Raw genomic sequence first — 20,054 nt, forward strand, 5'->3', positions numbered from 1 at the left:
GCCCCGGTACAGGCCATCTCCACATCGCTACAGATGTTGAAAGGCCCCGCAAAGGCGTTCCCCACAACATCGCTCTGTTCACGCCCCAGAACCCGCGTTTCCTCATACCCCGCAAGCCCCAGAGACAACGCAGCCGTCGTGGAGGGAAGCTGCCTCAGCAAAGACTGCAACACATCCTGCCATCCGGCCTGATCAAACGGATTGGACCCTGCCCCCCGAAGCACTGGCCCCAGCGATCCGTCCCTTCCCACAACAGCAAGAAGCGTCTTGGTCCCCCCACCGTCTATGGCGGCAATGCAGGGCTGATGATGGTGCGTTAGGACCGGAGAAGAGACCGGAGAAGAGACTGGCATATTTTGACGCTTCGCTTGAAACAACAGAGGCAGAAAGAAAGACGGGCGAGCATGGCGGACGAATGATCGCATATCCAGTACCGTAATGATTTTTATCGCTTTTCAGACCCTCCTGACAGAGGCTTTTCAGCTCCAGCCTCTCCCGATCTTTCGATTAGCCCCCAAGGTAGATCCTCTGCTGATTGATATAGCATATTGCATATCATAACGCTGATGCTTTAAGTCTGAGCCTGCCCCCTGATTCCGGGTGGCTGAACCCCACGCCTCAGGCCGCCCGCATGCACTCCAGCATATATAGCAAATACTATACCATGATCAGTTTACTATCGTGCCGGAAATGCTTCCGGACCTGCGGTTTGATGGCCGTCAGCCTGACCCTTATCGGCACAGGTTTCGCCAACGACACCCCATCCAGACACAAATCCCGGACCGTCAAAAAAGCCGATCCTGCGAAAAAAACTGCCCCTTCCGAACACATCAGCGTCGTCGGGCATCTCAACAGTGAACGCGCGCGCATTTTCCCCGGCCTCGGCGCCGTGGACTACACCATCGACCAACGCCAGATCGCGACCACACCCGGCGGCCAGAACGCGGCCTTCAGCCAGATCCTCCTCCGCGTCCCCGGCGTCGTTCTCGACAGCTATGGCGAAGTCCATGTCCGCGGCGAACATGGCGGCCTGACCTATCGCGTCAACGGCGTTCTGCTGCCGGAAGGGCTGAACGGTTTCGGACAGGAACTCGACACCCGCATCATCCAGTCCGTGGACCTGCTGACCGGCACCCTCCCCGCCCAGTTCGGGTTCCGCACCGCAGGCGTGGTGGACGTCACGACCAAGACCGGAGACAGCCTCAAACACAACCAGGTCTCGCTATATGGCGGCAGCTACAACACGTTCGTCCCGTCCGTGCAGTTTGGCGGCCAGCATGGAAAACTGGACTATTTCACCACCCTGTCCTTCACCCGCAACAATATCGGCATCGAAAACCCGAGCAACACGTTCCGCGCCATCCATGACGTGACCGAACAGGAAAAAGCCTTCGCGTATCTGTCCTACCATCTCGACGACGCAAGCCGGATCACGCTGCTGACGAGCGCCTCCTACGCGGATTTCCAAATCCCCAACTCGTTCAAGACGTTCGACACAACCAGCCCGGACTACACGACCCTGTACAACGTCGCAGGCGTCAATCCGCATGATCCGTCCATGAACTGGGCCAACCTGAACGACAGCCAGACCGAACAGAACTACTACGCCGTGCTGTCCTATCAGCGCACGACCGAAAAACTGAACCTTCAGGTCTCACCCTATTTCCGCTACGGCCGGATCGACTATACCCCGGACCGGGACCGCGATCTGATCTATCAGGGCGTCTCGGAACACGAAGTCAACGACTTCACAACCGGCGGCATGCAGGCCGATCTGTCCTACGACATCGCCCCCCATCATACCCTGCGGGCCGGTCTGCTGGGGCAGTACACCTCCGAACGTCTGGATACCGATACACTGGCCTTCCCCGTGGACGACGCCGGAAACCAGACGTCCGACATCGCAAAACGCATGATCGACAATACCGGAAACTGGTCCGTTGAAGCGGGCGCCTATATTCAGGACGAGTATAAAATTACCCACACCCTGACCTTCAATTACGGCATCCGTTACGACCGCTTCGCCTCGTCCTTCGACAATGAAGGACAGTTAAGCCCACGCGCGAACATGGTCTGGAAACCCACCCGCACCACGACGCTGCATCTCGGCTATTCGCGCTATTTCGCCCCGCCGTCCCCGCAATATGTCTACCCGTCCACACTCGCGCGCTTTGCGGGCACCACCAACGCGGCGGCGAACACGATCAACAACGCCACGAAAGTCGAGAAATCGAATTACGTCGATGGCGGCATCCTCCAGCGCATCACACCCGAATTCCAGATCACGCTCGACGCCTACGCCAAATGGGCGCATGACCTCACCGATCTCGGACAGTTCGGCCGCGCGGTCATCCTCGCCCCCTTCAGCTACAAACGCGGCCGCGTCTATGGCGCAGAATTCGGCAGCTCATGGCGGCATGGCCCCTGGTCGATGTACGGCAATTTTTCCTACGTCAAAACTTCAGCCCGGGACATCAATTCGGCAGAGTACCAATTCGATCTGGTCGAACTCGCCTATATCCGCAACCACGCAATCCAGCTCGACCATCAGGGCGAATTCACCGCCACCGCAGGAGCATCCTGGACCAGGAAACACGACATGGCCTATGTCGATTTCGTCTATGGTTACGGCCTGCGCAGCGGCTTCGCCAATCTGGAAAAAGAGCCGCAATACGACGTCTTCAACATCGGCTATCAGCACACCTTCACGAAGGTCCCGTTCGGGCATGACATCAAAATCCGCGCGGACGTCATGAACCTGTTCGACAAACGCTACCAGCTCCGCAACGGCAGCGGCGTCGGCATCTATCAGGCCCAGTACGGCCAGCGGCGCGGCACGTTTTTCTCAGTCGTTTCGGAGTTCTGAACGGATGTAAGAACCCGGCCTCACACCGGAACAACCAGCCCCCGGGCAGGCTCCACAGCCGCGCCCGGAAACACCGTCCCAATCGCATGAGACGGCAGATGCAGATGATCGCACAGCACCCCCGCCACGACCGACCGCAGATCGGTCGTCGGCGCAAGGTCCCGGTTCTCGAACAACTGCCCGGAGCGCAGACCGGGCCACGTCCCCCCGACCTTCCCGCCCGCAACCGCGCCACCCGCCAGAAACGCGACCGTCCCCGTCCCGTGATCCGTCCCGCCCGTGCCATTGATCCGCACGGTGCGCCCGAATTCCGTCAAAGCCAGAACCACGGTGCGGTTCCAGCTCTCGCCCAGCCCCTGACGCAGCGCCCCAATGCCGCGGTCAAGCTGCGCCAGCGGTCCGCCCAACCGCCCGAGCTGCCCGGCATGGGTGTCCCACCCCCCAATTTCCAGCGCCGCCACACGCGGACCATGCGCCGTCGCCAGCATCTCCCCCGCTGCCGTGGAAAGCTGCGTAAACGCGTCGATTTTCCGCGGCTTGCCCGCAGCATCCACGCCCGGCGCAGCAGCCATGCCACCTTGCGTCATGGCGGCATCCGAAAATCCCCGCGCTTTCAGAGCATTCCGCAACGCCGGTCCCGTCACAGGGTCGGACGCATTCAGCGCCAAAATCTGGCTATACAGATCCGCATCCGGGTGCTGGCTTCCCGCAGGCGCATAACTCCCGACCCGCGCCGAACCGCGCAGCAGAAGCGGAACCGTCAGCCCCATCGCCAGCCCATACCCATCCGGCCGGTTCGCCTTGCCCTGAAGCACGGAGACAGCCCGGTTCAGCCATCCGCTCCCCAGACGCTCATCCGCGCCGCTCTCCAGATAATCCTGCGCCTCGAAATGCGACCGGCTGCGGTAATGCCCCGCAACGGCATGGATCGGCAGCATCTGCCCCTGACCATACAGCCCATGCAGCGTCACGAGAGATGGATGCAGCCCGTAAAACCCACCCAGATCAAGCAGCCCGCCCTCCTGCCCCGGCTCTGGCAGAACCAGCGCCCGACGATACGACGCCAGATCAGGGTCTCCATATGGCGTCACGGCCGACAACCCGTCGAGCGCCCCCCGAAGCAGGATCACCACCAGACGCGGATCATCCGGCCCACCGGAAGAGCCCGCAAAAGCAAGAGAAGACCGCCCGAGCGTCCAGGCGGACGTCAGACCCAGCAGAGCAGTACGACGGGAAATCATCATGGCTCAGCGCCTCTGGAATTCAGGAGAGGAAAACAGCAGGGCCAGCGCATCCTGACGCGACCCGGCATGATGCATGGCCGTGCGGGTTTGCGGTCGCAGGGCCGGACCAAGGGCAATATCGGCGATATCCATCGGATCGCCGGTCCGGACATGCGCCGCCACGCGCCAGGCCCAGTCCGTCCGCGCCAGCATGTCCGCAGGCGCGGACCAGTCCGCCGCATCGTCGCTCCAGCCATTAGGCAGCGGCGCGGTCCACAGCGGCTGCCCGAGCGACGCAAAACCCGAAACCAGCTGATGCGCCGGAGAATGCGGATCGCCCGGCTGGCTGGGCGCGCCCCCCACGGACAACGCCCGCAGAACCGCCGTGACATAATCCATGGGAGAGCGGAACTTGCCCCCGCCCAAAGCCGGTTCCGGCAATGCCCCCAGCGCCAGAGACGCCGCCCGCAGATCCCCGCCACTGGCCTGCAAAACATCCTCGACATGCCGTACGGAGGCTGGCGCTGGCGTATCCGAAACGAAATGTCGGACCATCTGCGTCGCAATATGACGGTAGGTCGCCGGATGCGTGCCCAGAAACTGTAACGCCTGCACGCCGCCGTCCTCGCCTTCGGGGAAAGCCTGTCCCATAAGCGTTTTCACACCCGGCTCATGCGCCTTTTCGCGGAACACAAACCCCGGTTCGTCAGCCTTCAGATCCACGCCCCATCCCGTCAGGATCGCGGCAAAAGACGTCACATCCGCCTGACTGTATCCGGAAGTAGGCGAGACGGTATGCAACTCCAGACATTCGCGGGCCAGATTTTCGTTCAATCCGCGATGGCTTTTGCGCCCCGCCGCGCTGTCCGGCCCGATGGAGGATGCATTGTCCAGATACATCAACATCGCCGGATGCCGCATGACCGCCAGCAGCATGTCCGAAAAGCGCCCCGTCACATGCGGGCGGATCGCCTCGCGCATATAGGCGCCCACAACGGCGCGCGTACTGCCCTGCCGCAGACTGACCGTGAAATGATTGAACCAGAACCAGACAAGCCGCTCCCGGAACGGCTGCTCCGTCAGAAGCAGATTGTCCATCTGTGTTGCGACTTCAGCCTGAAAGATCGGCTTGACCAGCGGATCGCCCTGCATCTTGGCCTTCCGCTGTTCCCGCAGCGCCACCAGTCCGTCCGCACACGGCCCCACACCCGCAAACACGGCCCTGTCCGGCCCGGTCAACTGACCCGCCAGCCAGTCCTGAACGGACAGACCAGAACTGGAGCCATCCCGCTGGCCCCACCCAAACCTGTTGATTGCGCTGACTGATCGCATGGCATCCTCGTGAAACGGGGCGATAACGGGAGTCGGCACCCTACAGAACGCTGGGCCGTCCATGTGGCAAAAGATGGGCCGTAACATGTGAAGTTTTTTAGAAACGCTTCCCCAACACAGGGCGCCATCGCGCCAGCCTGCCCGGCGCTTCACACACCAGATGCGGCACGATGGGCGATGTATGCCGCACGATCGGGTCCGCACTCTCCCGCATCGTCAGTCCCGCAAACCGCTCCCCCACAATCCACGCCCCGACCGACGCCGTCACCCCGTCGATCCGGTGATCCGCAAATTCCTGAAAAATTCTCGGATACGCCCCATATGTCCCGCCCTCGGCACAGACCGGCCGTCCACCTGCAATGATGCGCACATTCTCCCCACCGCGGGAATGGATCGGTTTTTCCACATAAGGCGCCCCGGCCTTCCCCCCACGCCTGCGACGCAGATCCTCGGGCGCATATCCCGCCGCCAGCAGGTTGGGATGCCCGGGATACCGCCGCCACAAAGCTGGCAAAAGCGCCTTGTTCGACAAAAGCGCCGTCCAAGGCGGATTAAGAAACGTACAGCCACACTCCCGCAGATGCCGCGCCCCGGAATCGCGGAACATCAACTCCCACGGATACATGCGGATCATGCTGCGAACGATCCGCCCACGGTGCAGAAGCTGACCATCCTGCGTCACCTCCAGATCCCGCAACTCGCAGTGAACCGCCTCCAAGCCCGCCTGCTCGGCCCACTCCCGGTAATAAACGGCATGCGTGGTGTCTTCGAGATTGTCGGGATAGGGCACGATATGCACCATGTACCCTATCCGCCCCGCCCGCCTCAGTGCGGCCAGACGCTCCACCAGAGCCCGCGCATCCAGAGGCGCATGGTCATGAGAGCCGCCACACTGCTGGTGCCAGCGGTCCTGCATCCGCGTGCTTTCCGGCAGTGTCGCAGGCGTATCGGCATTATATTCAATCAGCTTTGGCCGCCCGCCGCACCACGCCAGATCAAACCGCCCGATCAGAAACGGGTCCCCCCGCCTCCAGGACTCCCGCACCACATCCTGCATGGCAGCCGGAATATGAAACGCGTCCAGCCCCTCAGGCCGCCGAACGGCCTCGTCCACAACCTCCAGACAGAGCCGATGCAGCGTTTCGGCCACGTTCCGAACACACGCCACCGCTTGCGCATCAAACTCGTAACGCACGTCCTCACGCCATGCGAAACTTCCATCCGTATTGCGATAATAATGATAACCGAGCCGATCGGCCTGACTCTGCCAGTCCGGCCTCGCACAGGATGTCAGGCGACGGATCTGCCCCACGGACCGACCCTATTCGCCCCCGCCCGCATGTCCGCCCGCACTTTCCCCAAACCCGGCATGCCCCGCGGACTCAGCTCCGCCGTCGCCATGCCCGGCCCGGCCGTCACGGTCCGTGCCAGAGGAGATATATACCCCACGCCCCGAAGAACTGCCCTGCTCGGGGCAGTTCTGGGGCCGCTTGTCAGATGCTGCCGCGCAGGGGTCCGGCTGCGCCGCCTGAGGATGCCGCATCGTCAGGCCAAGAACCTGCTCCGCAACATTTTCAGGGTGTTGGGAAACTCTCAATTTCAGCAGAAAACTGCGGATATGACGCTCTTCTCAGTGAACATTATGGAGAACAGGTTTGGAGAAAAACTGAGGCCAGTCAAGGGTTCTGTTGTGATGCTCCTACTGGAATGATGAGTGCGATGTCTCATTGCAATATCGTTCCGGGGTACTGAGGAGAGTTGCGGGTTAGCGTGCGGGATAATCCGCCATGTCGGATGATGGATAGATTACACTTCTATCAATCATAAATTGCAGTTAAAATGATTGATAGAAGGTTGAGGTATCGATCATGCGTTGGAATTGGCAGCGTCCGGACTGGCCGCAGTTTCAGTTTGAGAAAAGCCATTTACGCGAGGCTGAAACGCAGTTCCTGAAAGGTTCGGGCGTTGTCGTGGGCGCGATGCAACATCTGGACAAAGATGCCAATCAGCAGCTCATTGTTCAGCTGATCTCACAGGAAATGGTCGAGAGTTCTGCCATTGAGGGGGAGGTTCTTGATCGGGCCAGTGTGCAATCTTCGATTGCTCGACAGTTGGGCTTTGCTCCAGACAAGCGGCGCTCCACGCCAGCGGAGGCTGGGGCTGCGGAATTGATGGTCGATCTCTATCGACATTATGCGGCTCCTTTAACCGACCAAATCCTGTTCGACTGGCATGCCATGCTGATGAATGGTCGCCGTGATCTGGACGTCATCGGTGGATATCGGATGCATACAGAAGCCATGCAGATTATCTCAGGTCCTCTCTACGCCCCACATATTCATTTTGAAGCGCCGCCGTCGAAAAATGTGCCGCCTGAGATGGCGCGGTTTATTAAGTGGTTTAACAGAACGGCCCCCACCGGAGCGGAGCCTCTCCCGGCTATCGAACGGGCGGCGGTTGCACATTTGTGGTTTGAGACCATCCATCCTTTCGAAGATGGGAATGGCCGTATCGGACGTGCTCTTGCTGAGAAAGCATTAGCGCAAAGCCTTGAGGCCCCGACGCTTACGGCACTGGCCGCAACCATCAACGCACAAAAGAAAGTGTATTATCTCGAACTGCATCGGGCCAGTGAAACCAATCACATTGATGCGTGGGTTGGTTGGTTTGGGAGTGTCGTTCTGGAAGCCCAGTCTCGCACGCTTCAGAACATTCGCTTCCTGATTGAGAAAACACGGTTTCTGGATCGCCTCCGTGGAAAGCTGAACGACCGTCAAGAAAAGGCCCTGCTTCGGATGCTGGCAGAAGGTCCTGATGGCTTTCAGGGCGGTCTAAGTGCTCAGAACTATCGCTCCATCACAGGCGCAACGTCTGCCACGGCGACACGTGACCTGGCTGCCTTGGTGGGGCTTGGCGCCCTTAATCGGACAGGAGAAAACCGTTATGCACGGTATTCTCTTTGTCTCGGGTGAACATGTTGTTTGCCGTATCGATAACAGAAAAATATTCAAGGTTGCCGTATTATAAGCGCTGACAATCTGGCAGGGCTCATCGGGTATCCTATTTTGAAGAGGTGTTCAGTAAGCGTTGGGGGTCAGAAGTAGAGGCGGCTGATATCATTTGGAAGGTTCTAAAAAACCCTCTTTTGGGTCAATTTAAAATCATGACTCGTTGATATTATTGAGGGATAAAAAGCCTGAATAGGGCTTTTTATTCCGCCATTTACAACTGCCCTGACACTGAAGTTGTCTGGGATTGCTGAATGTCGTCAATCGAAGGCAATGCCTTCTCTGCGCGCCTTTTTGATGGTGTCGAGCAGCGCGACGCACTGCCTGTCGGTTGGAATCTTCATCGGTATTTGCATGGCAATCTTCAAAGCACCGATCTCCTTCGGCGTCAGCAGGCCTTTCGAGGCCAAGGTGTCGTGGATTACGATCCATGTTGAAGCCGGGATCGCAAAAACCTTCGTCTGAGCTTCAATGCCGTTGTCCATTTTCTGGGTATTCCGAGCCGCCCGCTTTTCAGACAGGTGATCGTCGCGGGATAGACATTCGCCGTCGAACTCATCTGGCAAGAGATCGGCAAACTCGTCCATATTTTCCAGCATCCGCATCCAGCACGCCTCACGCTTGGCCCATTCCGAAATATTCGAAATACCCTGCATCGGGCGCAGGAGGTCATCGTTCACGCGGGAAGCCACAACCGCAATGATGCTCTCAAGGACAGGACTTATCGCCTGCGCACTCCAGACCCTCTGAAAATCGAGACTTTTTTCCTGCCGTCTTGTCAGTTCGCTGAGAACGGCCAGAGTATAGGAGACGATGTTGGCACGATAGCCGTTATTATACCAAGGCTGCGCTGACACAATCCGTTCGGTAGCACGAAATATGATCCCTCGCGCAACGGCGCGTTTGAAGTAGGCTTCGTTGAAACTGTCCGACGACTTGTCCCATTCCTTGCCAATCCGGGCGGCGTAACGGGCGAAGTTCTTTTCGGCTCCCAAGTTCACGTATCGCGGATGCTCATCCCAGACGTTCTCGAATTTCGCAAGATCCGTTTTGGTCAGCATCTGTGGCTTCGGATTTTCCGCCTTGAACCGCTTCTGCTCGGCAAGGGTAAGTTTGGCCTGCGCGTCAGCATACTGACCGCGGGCGCGTTCATAAAACCATTTTGTTTCTCGCTGTGCACCTTTGCCCGCAGGTGCCCATAGGCGTCGGGAGAGCTCCTCCATGCGGATATGGTAAGCATGGTTTGAGAAGAAATCCGCAGCCTGAACCCGGTTCTGGGTGTTGGCATACTCGGAAATGCGCGGGACGACCTTCTCACTCTCATCACTGTCGATGACGGACAGCTTCATCTGTACGAATATCTGCGTGAGGTCGGCTTTGTCCTTTCGGCGGGTGTGGAACAGCGACGCGGTAGTTTGTCCACCGTTCACAATCTGAAGGTCGGTTATCCGGGTGATCTGGAGGCCATCTCCCGTCCTTTTCGTTGCGACGCACTGCGCTGTGGCTGTAATGCCGTTGTTGTAGGCGAAGAACATGCCCGGCTCGGTCATGATCGTCGTGCGGATACCTTGGTTGACCTTCGCTCTGGCCTGAAGAAACGTACGGACGTTCTGCTCCAGCAGCCTCGCGCCGAACTTCTCGTATATTGACGAAAGGATCGGTCCCGGCATGACGACGAGATAGGACTGATAAGCATCTGTCCCCAGATGGGCGGGAAGGCAGGGTATGCCGGTTCCGAACATAGCCTCGAAGTCAAGGTCCAGCGCCTCTTTTTGGCTACGGGAACTGCGCTGGCGATGAAGGCGGGAGATATCCCAGATGTGAAAGCTCGTTGCGATACCGGCTGTCTCGGCATCCGGCAGCGCCTGAATCCGGTCGCTCAAGGTACGCTCGGAAACGAGAATAAGATTGAGATGTCGAATCAGCGATTTCCTGTCCGCGATCTGCCTTGCGAGGCCATATTCCGGCGACGTGATTTCCAGATCAGCCGCCAGATTTTTCCGCAAACTGGCATCAAAGAAATTGACCACACGCTTGAACGCGGCATCAACATCGGTGCGGGTAAGTGATGTCAGCTCAGTGCGGCTGTCGAAATCCGCCACGAAAAGGTTCAGAACGCCTTCGTCGTTGAACCAGTATCCGTCCACACGCATCCCGCGCTTCGCTCGATAGTGCGCGAACTCGAAGCCTTCCGTGAACCCCGTCTCTGTCAGCTCGCGGGACACGACATCCATGAATTCGGCCAGCAGAAAGCTGCCGTTTGCCTCGGCTCCGGCCAGCAAATCCTGACGGAAATCATGGAAGAACTCGTCGGCGGTCGTTTCCAATCAGGGTCTCCGGAACATATCGGCTTCACCGCAGGAGAACGGCGCTATCGCTTCCAGCAGGACGTCGTAGGAAACCTTGGTGATGCCGGGTGGCAGCTCCGAGCGGATCAGGCGGGGAAACCCATCGGTTACGCGGTATCCCTGAAGGCCGCCGACAATGAAGCGTGAAGCATCGTATTCTGCGAGTGGAACGTACCCCATGCCTGCGAGTTTATCGGCAAACTGCTCGATGGCATCGGCATCCGCAAGCTCACTGTCGATCAGCCCGACAATACCGTTCAGTGACAATGCCTGGCCAGCATCAGGTTGACTGTTCAGGCGCTGGGTCAGGAGAAACAGCTCGTCAGCAAGCGATTCCAATTGATCTTCGGACGAAATGCGGACAGTGCTGCGCTCCCGACCAGAAAGCGACTTCACCTCGATGGCCCGGTTGCCGAAAATGAAATCCTGATGGGAATCGTCGGGACCGCACCACGCATCGACGGCCGCGAGCTGCGGCAGCGTGTCCTGATAGAGAAGGCGCAGAATGTGGAGTTCGCCGAACAGCCCACGAACCTCCTCAGGCGAGAGTAGACGGGCGTTCCGCCCCGCCAGAAACGCCTTCCAGCGCCGCAGATGAGCAAGCGCGACAGCCAGTGCCGTCGCCGGCTCCACAACCTCCCGGAGACTGCCGATAAGCGTTTCGCACAGGCCAAGGAACAGGTCAGTGTCGATATGGCGGCCAAGTGTCAGGATAAACCGCTGCTGACCGACACCGTCGCCGTTCCGAAGATCGACACTGATTCCGTGCAGGGAAATCACATCACGGCGGAACTGCGCCGTGTAATCGCCGTCTAGCTCGATAATCAGCAGACATTGCGCTCCCGCATCGCGGCCCCAGAATACCGGAACACCCTTCGTTTCCGCGACGCGCAGAACACTGAGATCGGCCGTCGGTGTCGGAATGGCGGCCCATGGCGCAGAGCTACTCATCGTCATAGTCCTCGTCGGCGTCCGGATCGTCGTCCATCGCACCGTACATCTCTTCCATCCAGACCTTATTGGCAATCACCTCGATCTCGTAGTCGGCTCCGTACAGGCCGTCCGGGAAACTCAGCCCCCATGCGGGAACCCTGTATCCGGCAAAGTCAGGATTTTCGGTCGGCTCCAGAACATGGATCATCAGCAGTGGTTTTTTTCGGACCATGCGATAGTGAACGTCAGAGGGCTTTTTCTTTTTGGACTTCATGTCATCGGACGCCAGCTTCTCGGCTTCGGCAATCTGATCATCTGTCAAGCCAAGTTTTTCGTCGCCGCGACTCGCGACACGGTATCCTGAAACCAGCCATTTATCGGGAGTGGCATCCTTTGCAGCCGTCCGATCCTGTGCGCCAAGGCGATATGCCGCCGGGTCGCCAAGGCCTTTCGAGATAAGCAGCACGTCAGCCTTGGGGAATTTAGGTGCGATTTTGAGCAAGTATTCAATCGCGTCGGCTTTCCGCTTTCGTGCCGATTTATGTGTCTTGAACCGCAACAGAAACTCATCGATTTTCCCAACATCGACGTCAGGAATGAACCATCCTTTTTCGGTCGGCTTTACTGTGCCTCCGAAACCGTCGCGCCAGTATTCCTCAATCAGCTTCTCGTTGTCCTTATTGATCTTAGTCTCAGCGTCGAGAGGAAGCAGCCAGCTTTCCTGAAGTGTGCCGGTCAGATTCTGATTGAGAACGACCTTTTCACCACTGCGCATCTTGCTGGCAGCAGTCACCATCAGGCTGTCCGGATGGGACCTCACGTAGAGGCCGAAATCCCTAGGACTCATTTCGGCCTGACGCATCCGCGTGATCTGCTGACGCAGTTCCTCGGATGCTAGTGCGATATGCTTGTACCAGTTGATCGAGTCATTCGGCAGCCAGACGCGGCAGACATCCTCGTAGCCAGGTCGATAGCCGAACCAGCGCCCCATCTGCATAAGCGTATCGTACATCTTGGTGTTGCGGTACATATAGCTGATTGTCAGACCTTCAATTGTCAGGCCGCGTGACAGACTGAGACCCCCGATGGCGATTGCGGTCAGGCCGATGCCATCCTTCTCGTATTTCGCGAAGTCGAGAACCTCATCGCTCTTGCTGTTGACCACATAAGTCCGCGTGTTTTCGAACACACCCCATAGAGCCGCTTTCACTTCATCCCAAGTGTAGTTTCGCCCGCCAAATTCGTTGGCGGCGAACTCAGCGTCGAACGCGGCATGCAGACGGGCCATGTGTTCGTTTTTCGATGATGCGGCTTCCGGCATCATGTAATTGGCCTTCACGGCCTCCCGCATCCGGTCAAGGCGCAGACTGATGAAGCTCCGCACTTCCTTCTGAACGGATACGAACCGGGACACGTTGACCAGCATGGAGCAGTGTTTTCGCTCCTGACCCCTGAGGTTGCGGATGGCCCGCGCCACAATGAACTGATCCAGCGCTCGATAAAGGCTGGGCGGCAGCTCCGCAACCGGCGATCCGTTTTTGTGAGTTAGAGGAAGATATTCTTCGCAATCGGTGATCTGTCGGAGGATTGCACTGCTACTTTCGTCGTTTAGGAGCACCTTTTTAGGCCCGAAATAAGTTGTGGGCGCGTCCAGAGAATAAATGAAGTCTTTTGGAAAGAGTTCCTCGTAAGCCTTTTCATCAAAGGCGTCGGGGTCAATGAATATATTGGCGAACGGCGTGGCCGTGTATCCGACGTAACAGTTTTTCGTAAATAGGCGCAGGATTTTTCTGATCCACGCATTGGTTGCGGTCGGATTGATGTTCGGCTTGTTGGTGTTGATCGATGCGTTGTCAGCCTCGTCGTCGATGACCAGCATTGGGACATCGCCAATTCGGTCGCGCCCCTCGGCGTTCAGCTCCCGCAGCCAGATGTACAGAGCTTCGAGCGTCTTTACATTCTTCTTGATGACGATGATGACGGGCTTTTTGAAATCGTTAAGCTGCGCGCCGCTTTTATCGGCGGTCTGCTTGTTAAAATCGGAGAGGATATTGGTGAGCGTCACTGGGTTGGGGTAGTTTTTGTCTAGTCCTACCCCGATACTCACACGATCTGCCGGATCGCTTTTGCGTCCAACAAACCCCTCGTCGACTCGCTGCTGGGTCTGCTTGCGCAGATTGTTGTGGATGCCTGCGATAACGATAATGAATTTGTAGCCAGCATCCGCTGCTTTGGCGATCACGCCCATGTAATTTGCTGTCTTACCAGACTGCACATGGCCGATGACAAGTCCGCGTCGACTCCAAGCTCCTTCGCTCGTGGGGTCTTGGAGGAGGCCAAGAATTTTTGAACCATCACCGTTCAGAAGGGTGTTTACAATGTTAGGCTTCCAGCCTTGGCTGCGTAGATAGCCGCCATAGGCGTCCGCATAAGTCGTCTCGATTTCTCGCTTGTGAATCCACTCCTCATCGTGCGCAGCATCGACATCGATCAGTGATACGCCCGCGTTCATGTGCGATGGGATTGCAGTCTCGGCTTCAGTGACGATGTTTTGAAGATCGCCGGAGTAACCTAGCAGCGGCGCCAGGAGGGTGGCTTTGCTCGCGATCTCGTTGCGTGATGGCAGACCGTCCTGATCGTTAAACGCGCCGATAAGTGCAGCCAGAATAACTTTCTCCTTATCGCTCTGCATAATCAAGAAAATCTCCCTTGAATGTAATTCTCAACGATCTCTCCGTGATCGTCAAATAATCGTGTCGATCTGACAATATCCCTGAATGCGTCCGCGTTCCCTGGTCCGTCACCCCACAGAGCGTACCTGAGGTCGTCAAGGCGTTCTTTCACGTCATCGACCTGCGGCATCTGGGTCACGTCGCGGGGATGAGTCGAATAATCTGAGTAGATCATCTCGACGGGCAGCGATGCTGAAACTGCTTTCAGCAGAAGATCGAGATGACGCACACCTTCGCCGTCAAGTTTCTCGTATAGGCGCTGTGCCAGCGGATGCATCCCGTTCAGGGCATACCGAATGCCGGTCTTGTCGGCATATCGCTCCCACAGCGGGGCGATGACCTCATGGAAAAGCTTCTGGCCGCGTCCCCGATGAACGGTTGTGCTTGCACCTGAGACTTGGGCGATAATCTGCCGAAGGCGTTCCCGTACTGGCAGCGGGGGACGGGATCGAGACTTCTTGATGTCAATAGTCCATGCCTCATCAAGGCTGTTCGGAAAGTCGATTTGAACACGCGCCAGCTTGGTCGCTTCTCCCTTCGGTATCAGCCGGAACCAGTCACCCCATGCCATCAGCCTGCTGTTGCGGTAGATATAGGCTCCTTGATTGGAAATGAAGGCGCTGCGGTTCTGATAGAAGTCGTATTCGCGGGCTGTCAGGTTTGAGTGGTGCGGCAGGATGTAAGGTTGCAGATGCACCGCTGCTGAACCGATCCGAACGATCTCTTCTGGGAGGTGTCTGGTGTGGGTGTTTTTGCGGCAGAAGGGATCAAAGGCTTCGACGGAATGTCCATTCACGCTGATCGCGATACGGCTCCTCCCCCGGATTTCACCGGCTAGGAAACGGTGAAAGACGAGTGCCAGATGCTTCTCTAGAACGTCCAGCTTCTCGTTGACGATCTCATCTCGTCGGTTGCCGGTTTCATCCTCCAGAAGGCGATCCATTTCCCGCCAGATGACTGCGGTGCCGTGTGCGCCAAGCTGGCTCACATAGGGAAGAGCATCAATATCCTTTTCGTCAAGAATGTTCAGAATCCAGTCATCCGTCTCATCGATGACGTCGAGGTTCCATTCAGCCCCGGACAGGCTGTCATCCTTTGCGCTCACGATGGTCAGGGACCGGCATTGAGAGAAAGAAGCGGTTTTAAGACCAAGCCCGAACCGGCCCAAGTCGTTGGGGGATCGCTCTGTGCGAGGGTTCATGGCTCCGTGCCGCATAGCCGCCAAAAGCTCGGCTGCGTCCATGCCGCGTCCGTCATCCAGAATGACGAGGACAGGCTGTAGAACTGATGGTTCACAGAAAATATCAATTTTCGATGCGTCGGCGGAAATGCTGTTGTCAATCAGATCTGCCACCGCTGCTTCAAGCGAGTAGCCCAGATCGCGCATTGAGGCTGAGAGGCAGGCCGCACTTGGCGGCAGACGTTCAGGTCTTGCCATCAGGTTGCCTTTCGTATTTCGTTGGAGAGCTGATGCACGAGCCGGTCGGCATTAGCTTTTAGCTCGCATTCCCAGACGGTGATGACGGTCCAGCCTGCCGCCTCAAGTGCGGCCTTGTTCCGTTTGTCCCTTGCTACGTTCCCATCGAACTTCGCCTGCCAGAATTCGGTTCTGGTAGAGGGTTTGGTCGCATTCCGGCATCCTTCATGCCGGTGCCAGAAACAGCCATGAACAAAGATGACGGTGTGGTATTTTGGAAGAACGATATCGGGCTTGCCGGGCAGGTCTTTAGTATGAAGCCGGAACCGAAAGCCAACACGATGCAGCAGTGATCGGAGCCGTATTTCAGGGGCGGTGTCGCGTCCCCTGATCCGCGACATGTTCCAGCTTCGACGCTCTGCTGAAATCGTGTCCGCCATCACTGGCCATCCGGTACGGCGTGAAGCACTTCGGCGACGATATCCGCAATCTGTCTGGCGAGCTGCGGCGGCACGGCGTTGCCGACCTGATGATACTGCTCTGTGCGCGGCCCTGCGAAGAAGTAGTTGTCCGGGAATGTCTGGAGTCGCGCTGCTTCGCGTACTGTCAGGCTGCGGCACTGAGCCGGATCGTAGTGGATGAAGTAATGGCCATCCTTCGAGATGTGGGACGTGATGGTCGTCGCAACATGGTCTGCGAGCTGCACCCGGAACCTGTCCGAAAACATCTTGCCTGATCGACCTTCCTCGACATTCTTATGGTCGGGCAGCAGGCTCGTTGGGAAATCGGCCAGCTTCGGGCTGCGTCCGGTCTTTTCCGCAAATGTTGCAGCATAAAGATAGCGACGGAGGTCGGACGCCATATGGCTTCTCGCTTCATGTGCTGTCAGCACAGACAGTCTGCTGTCGTAGAGGCTTCGCAATACATTATGCGCAGGCTTGCGCATAATGTATCGGGACGACGATATCGCGCGAGGGGAACTAACCTTAGTCAGATTGCGGGAATCCAGCGCCTTCGCAATATCGCCAGCATAGACCGCGCCATTGAGTTGACGGCGGATGTTCATGGTTGAGATAGCTTGAAGCTCACTGAGCCAAGCAGTGGGGCTGTCTTTCGTTTTTGAGAGGCCGCTGCGTATGGAAGGCAGTGACCCTATCGTCTCCTGAACGGTGGGTGCGATCATCTTTTTGAGCGATCCCGGACGGACTTTTAGGTCGCCGCGAATGCCGACAATGAACATTCGGTGCCGCGCCTGCGGGATGCCATACTCTTCAGCGCGGATCACGAAGAGGCGCGGGTCTACATCTCCTTCCGCCATATCCTGCTCGGTAAGCGAATAAAGCTTATAGGAGAGATCGTCCGGCGTTCCGGGAATAGCGGTTCCGGGATGTGAAAGATCGCGAACGATCCGGGTGATCGCCGACTTGCCATTGATGGTCGCGGAAAGCAGTCCCTTTACATTCTCCATAACGAACACCGGCGGCCGGTGATCGACTATGATCTGGAGATATTCCAAGTACAGGGTGTGCCGCTCATCCTCTGCAAAGTCTTTGCGGCCCATCATGCGGGAACGTCCGACCAGCGAATATGCTTGGCATGGCGGTCCTCCGACGAGTGCCCATCGGCGGCTCGAGCCAACGCGATTGCGGATGATTTTCTTCACCTCAGTGCGGGATTCCGGTCCAAGCGAAATCCGCAACGCCGATGAAGCCGCATGGGCATAGGCTTCCGGATGGAGACGATACATCTCCTCGCAGGTCATTCCGCCTTTGAGGAAGGTGTAGTATTCGTCTGGCGCTTCGCCCACCCGGAACTGACGGATGAAATGGCGGAGAAGCAGTGTCTGATGCGAAAATATGTCTCTCTCGATGGAAACTACGCTCTTGAAGCAGGACCTGCCTTTCTCATTCGAGCTGAGGGAGAAGCCTTCGCCGAGGCCGCCGGGGCCTGCAAATACATCGACTATAGGGAACGCTGCGCCCAGCCACGACGGGCAGAGCTGGTCCGTAATGCTATCAGCTCGGGCTGGAAACTTTTCGCTGATAGGTTCAATTGCAAGCATGTCTATGGTCACTCCTCGGTTTTTTCGAGTATTGCACCAGAGGTAAGTGATAGGCGCTGAAACTCTTCTACGCTTACGGCGACAGAGCTGCCGTGCTTTTCCACTTGGACAGATTTCACTTTGGCCCACTCGAGCGGCAGCTTGGAACTGTTTTTGGTGTCCTTTGCGGACATGGTTTGCATGTAGTCTGTTCCTCAAGCATGAGCCATTTTAGTGACTCGGGACGTCCTGGCAACTGAGTTTTGACACTGCCTCAGAACAATCTACGGCCTCAGCTTTCTTGTTTCCCTGTGTGACCACATGGTGTGCGCAATCTGACCGATTGACGTCAGCACAATGATCGGACGGCGAAGAGACAAGAGTGTTCCTGTCGTAAAAGCGATCCAGTTCTCTCAAGGCTGCTTGGAACTGCCCCTGCCGTTTCAGATCTCTGACCGCAAAGCGAATGTCCTCTGGAAGCGACCATGAAAGCCGGGCCAGTTGCTCAAGCCTAGCAATGGTCTGCTGTGCCTGATCACAGTCCAGCACACGGTCCGCATGCCATTGTGCAATGACCTGAGCCCGTTTGTGCTCCGCCTCCCGGCAGCGATCTTTGATCCAGACGCGACGGGTTCTCTCATTCAGCAGAGTCTGAAGCAACTCACGCCTGTCTTGCAGATAGTCCTGCCATGTCGCTTCCCGTTCTGTTGGCACCGGAATCTGGATCGGGTCAGGACTCTGACTGCTCAGTCCTAGGTGATACAGAATGAACTGGACGAGATAGCGCAGGATCTCGGCCAGCTGGGACAGGGCCTGGCGGTACTGTTCTTCCGCTTCGGAAATTCTACTCTTCCGGGAGAACAGGCTTTTCCGGGCTTCCAGTTCATTCAGATCCTGTCGCGCCCGGGCAACGGCCTGATGGGCATGCTTCAGTCTGCTCCATCCTTCCTTCATCATCCGCACGATGCAGTCGGTCTGGATATCGAGAGGACTTTCCGGCCCGTAGCGCCGTTCCAAGGGATGCCGGGCGTTCAGGACGGTTCGGGCAGCCTGCATCTCTTGTTTCCAGTCCTTCAGATAGATCTGGAATCCTTCGCTGAACTGTCCGGGATGCCGAGACGAGCCGATGGACGGCAGTCGCTTTTGAATAGCGTTCACTTCTTTTCGTCCATGCTCACGGAGCCTCTGTCGATCCAAGGCGGATAATGAGGCTAGGGGATCCCAGATCAGATCTTTCACGACATGTCTTCGGTCTGCACGCTGACGATGCCGGGTTTCAAGTCGTTCCAGCCGTTTGACGACAGGTCGAAGATCTACAGGTGATGGCCTGGACGCCTCTTCTTCCAGCAGAATACGGAAATCCTTCATGCGGACTTTCGTCAGCCGTGTGAATGACCCGATCAGCATGCCATCGTCTGTTTCGATGACATGCGCTTCCCGTCGCCGGTCCGTGCGGTCTCCCGGTCGCATGTGCCACTTCTTTGTTTTCAGGAAGCGGCGAAACGTCTTCAGGTTATTTCCAGAGTTCTGCCAGAACGCCATAATTTCCTGTCTGGCCGCAGGTAGGTCAAAGCTCTGACGTTCTGTCATCCTCTGGGCCTGCGATGTGTACACCGAGACCGGAGGAGAAAATCCGTTTGCGGAAACCATGGAAGCAATCTTGTCCGCCGCCTCGGAGTTCCCGGCCCCTCTCAGGGCTTTCGCGATCGCTTTATCGTGCCGTCCGGGAACGAGGGCATGATCCAGCCGCAGTTCTTCCAGACGAGCAATCTTTTCCAGGCGCTGCCATGTAAATTTACTGCTGAGGACGTGATCCTCCTGCCATTCGGGTAAAAGCAGATGACCGTGGGTGCTGCCGTCTTTTTGATGGATGACGAGTGTCATGCGGTCGGGGTCAGGGCCCAGTTCCAGACAGATCTGGTTGGCGAAATGAGCAAGTTGCTCATCACTCATCGGTTCGGACGGGTTGAAGGCAATATGACGCAGGCCATAGCGGATGCCTTCGCGTTTCGCTTCTTTCATCCAGTCTTTCAGCAGGTAGTCGCTCCCGGACAGAATGCGAATGGTTTCATTTTTCGAGCCAGACAGGACATGTCGTGAGACAGCCTGATGTCCGCTCCTGGTTTTGATCCGGCTTTCCTGAACAATCATGGC

13 protein-coding genes and 1 pseudogene are annotated in these 20,054 nt (G+C 57.4%); 2 read left to right on the forward strand and 12 right to left on the reverse strand.

All coding sequences use genetic code 11. The annotated features are described in order from the left end of the window. Nucleotides 1-353 (reverse strand): annotated as a pseudogene (locus JK213_RS00005) (hypothetical protein); the annotation flags it as partial. A 359-nt stretch (nt 354-712) separates the two neighbouring features. Here JK213_RS00005 and JK213_RS00010 point away from each other — a divergent pair. Then, a complete protein-coding gene (locus JK213_RS00010) occupies nt 713-2,866 on the forward strand; it encodes a TonB-dependent receptor (RefSeq protein WP_249200362.1) in 2,154 nt (717 codons plus the stop codon). Between the two features lie 20 nt (nt 2,867-2,886). Here the strand turns inward: JK213_RS00010 and JK213_RS00015 are convergent, their stop codons facing one another. The 3 genes from JK213_RS00015 to JK213_RS00025 all read right to left on the reverse strand — a co-directional run bounded on the left by JK213_RS00015 (nt 2,887) and on the right by JK213_RS00025 (nt 6,733). Further along, nucleotides 2,887-4,110 carry a DUF1501 domain-containing protein gene (locus JK213_RS00015; RefSeq protein WP_211571244.1) on the reverse strand — a complete coding sequence of 408 codons (1,224 nt, stop codon included), beginning with the start codon at nt 4,108-4,110 and terminating at the stop codon, nt 2,887-2,889. Between the two features lie 3 nt (nt 4,111-4,113). Next, nucleotides 4,114-5,421 (reverse strand): DUF1800 family protein, encoded by a 1,308-nt coding sequence (locus JK213_RS00020; RefSeq protein WP_211571245.1) that lies wholly within the window; start codon nt 5,419-5,421, stop codon nt 4,114-4,116. A gap of 97 nt (nt 5,422-5,518) precedes the next feature. Further along, entirely contained in the window at nt 5,519-6,733 is a 1,215-nt protein-coding gene (locus tag JK213_RS00025; RefSeq protein WP_194261760.1) for a glutathionylspermidine synthase family protein, read from the reverse strand. Between the two features lie 556 nt (nt 6,734-7,289). Here JK213_RS00025 and JK213_RS00030 point away from each other — a divergent pair. Next, the gene (locus JK213_RS00030; protein ID WP_194261759.1) at nt 7,290-8,393 is read left to right on the forward strand and encodes a Fic family protein; all 1,104 of its coding nucleotides are present in this window, start codon (nt 7,290-7,292) and stop codon (nt 8,391-8,393) included. Nucleotides 8,394-8,689: 296 nt separating this feature from the next. Here the strand turns inward: JK213_RS00030 and JK213_RS00035 are convergent, their stop codons facing one another. From JK213_RS00035 to JK213_RS15805, 8 genes are read right to left on the reverse strand one after another with little or no spacing between them, the layout of a single operon-like run. Further along, nucleotides 8,690-10,756: an AIPR family protein gene (locus JK213_RS00035; RefSeq protein ID WP_194261758.1), complete on the reverse strand. Its 2,067-nt coding sequence runs from the start codon at nt 10,754-10,756 to the stop codon at nt 8,690-8,692. Continuing rightward, entirely contained in the window at nt 10,757-11,728 is a 972-nt protein-coding gene (locus JK213_RS00040; RefSeq protein ID WP_194261757.1) for a PD-(D/E)XK motif protein, read from the reverse strand. Continuing rightward, entirely contained in the window at nt 11,721-14,402 is a 2,682-nt protein-coding gene (locus tag JK213_RS00045) for a Z1 domain-containing protein (RefSeq protein ID WP_194261756.1), read from the reverse strand. The genes JK213_RS00040 and JK213_RS00045 overlap by 8 nt, the downstream gene beginning before the upstream one ends. A 2-nt stretch (nt 14,403-14,404) precedes the next feature. Next, nucleotides 14,405-15,880 carry an ATP-binding protein gene (locus JK213_RS00050; protein WP_194261755.1) on the reverse strand — a complete coding sequence of 492 codons (1,476 nt, stop codon included), beginning with the start codon at nt 15,878-15,880 and terminating at the stop codon, nt 14,405-14,407. After that, a complete protein-coding gene (locus JK213_RS00055) occupies nt 15,880-16,299 on the reverse strand; it encodes a very short patch repair endonuclease (protein WP_194261754.1) in 420 nt (139 codons plus the stop codon). The genes JK213_RS00050 and JK213_RS00055 overlap by 1 nt, the downstream gene beginning before the upstream one ends. Continuing rightward, nucleotides 16,299-17,921: a DNA cytosine methyltransferase gene (locus JK213_RS00060; protein ID WP_194261753.1), complete on the reverse strand. Its 1,623-nt coding sequence runs from the start codon at nt 17,919-17,921 to the stop codon at nt 16,299-16,301. The genes JK213_RS00055 and JK213_RS00060 overlap by 1 nt, the downstream gene beginning before the upstream one ends. A gap of 8 nt (nt 17,922-17,929) precedes the next feature. Continuing rightward, a complete protein-coding gene (locus JK213_RS00065; protein WP_194261752.1) occupies nt 17,930-18,103 on the reverse strand; it encodes a type II toxin-antitoxin system Phd/YefM family antitoxin in 174 nt (57 codons plus the stop codon). A gap of 28 nt (nt 18,104-18,131) precedes the next feature. Beyond that, nucleotides 18,132-20,051, reverse strand: coding sequence for a hypothetical protein (locus JK213_RS15805; protein WP_249200365.1), 1,920 nt, complete (start codon nt 20,049-20,051; stop codon nt 18,132-18,134). Nucleotides 20,052-20,054 lie beyond the last annotated feature (3 nt).

It is taken from the genome of Gluconobacter sp. Dm-44 (genome assembly GCF_018256175.1).
Lineage (GTDB): Bacteria > Pseudomonadota > Alphaproteobacteria > Acetobacterales > Acetobacteraceae > Gluconobacter > Gluconobacter cadivus.

Excerpts from the sequence above, each read along its gene's own strand:
- JK213_RS00010 (WP_249200362.1), top strand. The coding sequence starts at position 713 with ATGGCCGTCAGCCTGACCCTTATCGGCACAGGTTTCGCCAACGACACC.
- JK213_RS00015 (WP_211571244.1), bottom strand. The coding sequence starts at position 4,110 with ATGATGATTTCCCGTCGTACTGCTCTGCTGGGTCTGACGTCCGCCTGG.
- JK213_RS00020 (WP_211571245.1), bottom strand. The coding sequence starts at position 5,421 with ATGCGATCAGTCAGCGCAATCAACAGGTTTGGGTGGGGCCAGCGGGAT.
- JK213_RS00030 (WP_194261759.1), top strand. The coding sequence starts at position 7,290 with ATGCGTTGGAATTGGCAGCGTCCGGACTGGCCGCAGTTTCAGTTTGAG.
- JK213_RS00040 (WP_194261757.1), bottom strand. The coding sequence starts at position 11,728 with ATGAGTAGCTCTGCGCCATGGGCCGCCATTCCGACACCGACGGCCGAT.
- JK213_RS00045 (WP_194261756.1), bottom strand. The coding sequence starts at position 14,402 with ATGCAGAGCGATAAGGAGAAAGTTATTCTGGCTGCACTTATCGGCGCG.
- JK213_RS00050 (WP_194261755.1), bottom strand. The coding sequence starts at position 15,880 with ATGGCAAGACCTGAACGTCTGCCGCCAAGTGCGGCCTGCCTCTCAGCC.
- JK213_RS00055 (WP_194261754.1), bottom strand. The coding sequence starts at position 16,299 with ATGGCGGACACGATTTCAGCAGAGCGTCGAAGCTGGAACATGTCGCGG.
- JK213_RS00060 (WP_194261753.1), bottom strand. The coding sequence starts at position 17,921 with ATGCTTGCAATTGAACCTATCAGCGAAAAGTTTCCAGCCCGAGCTGAT.
- JK213_RS00065 (WP_194261752.1), bottom strand. The coding sequence starts at position 18,103 with ATGCAAACCATGTCCGCAAAGGACACCAAAAACAGTTCCAAGCTGCCG.
- JK213_RS15805 (WP_249200365.1), bottom strand. The coding sequence starts at position 20,051 with ATGATTGTTCAGGAAAGCCGGATCAAAACCAGGAGCGGACATCAGGCT.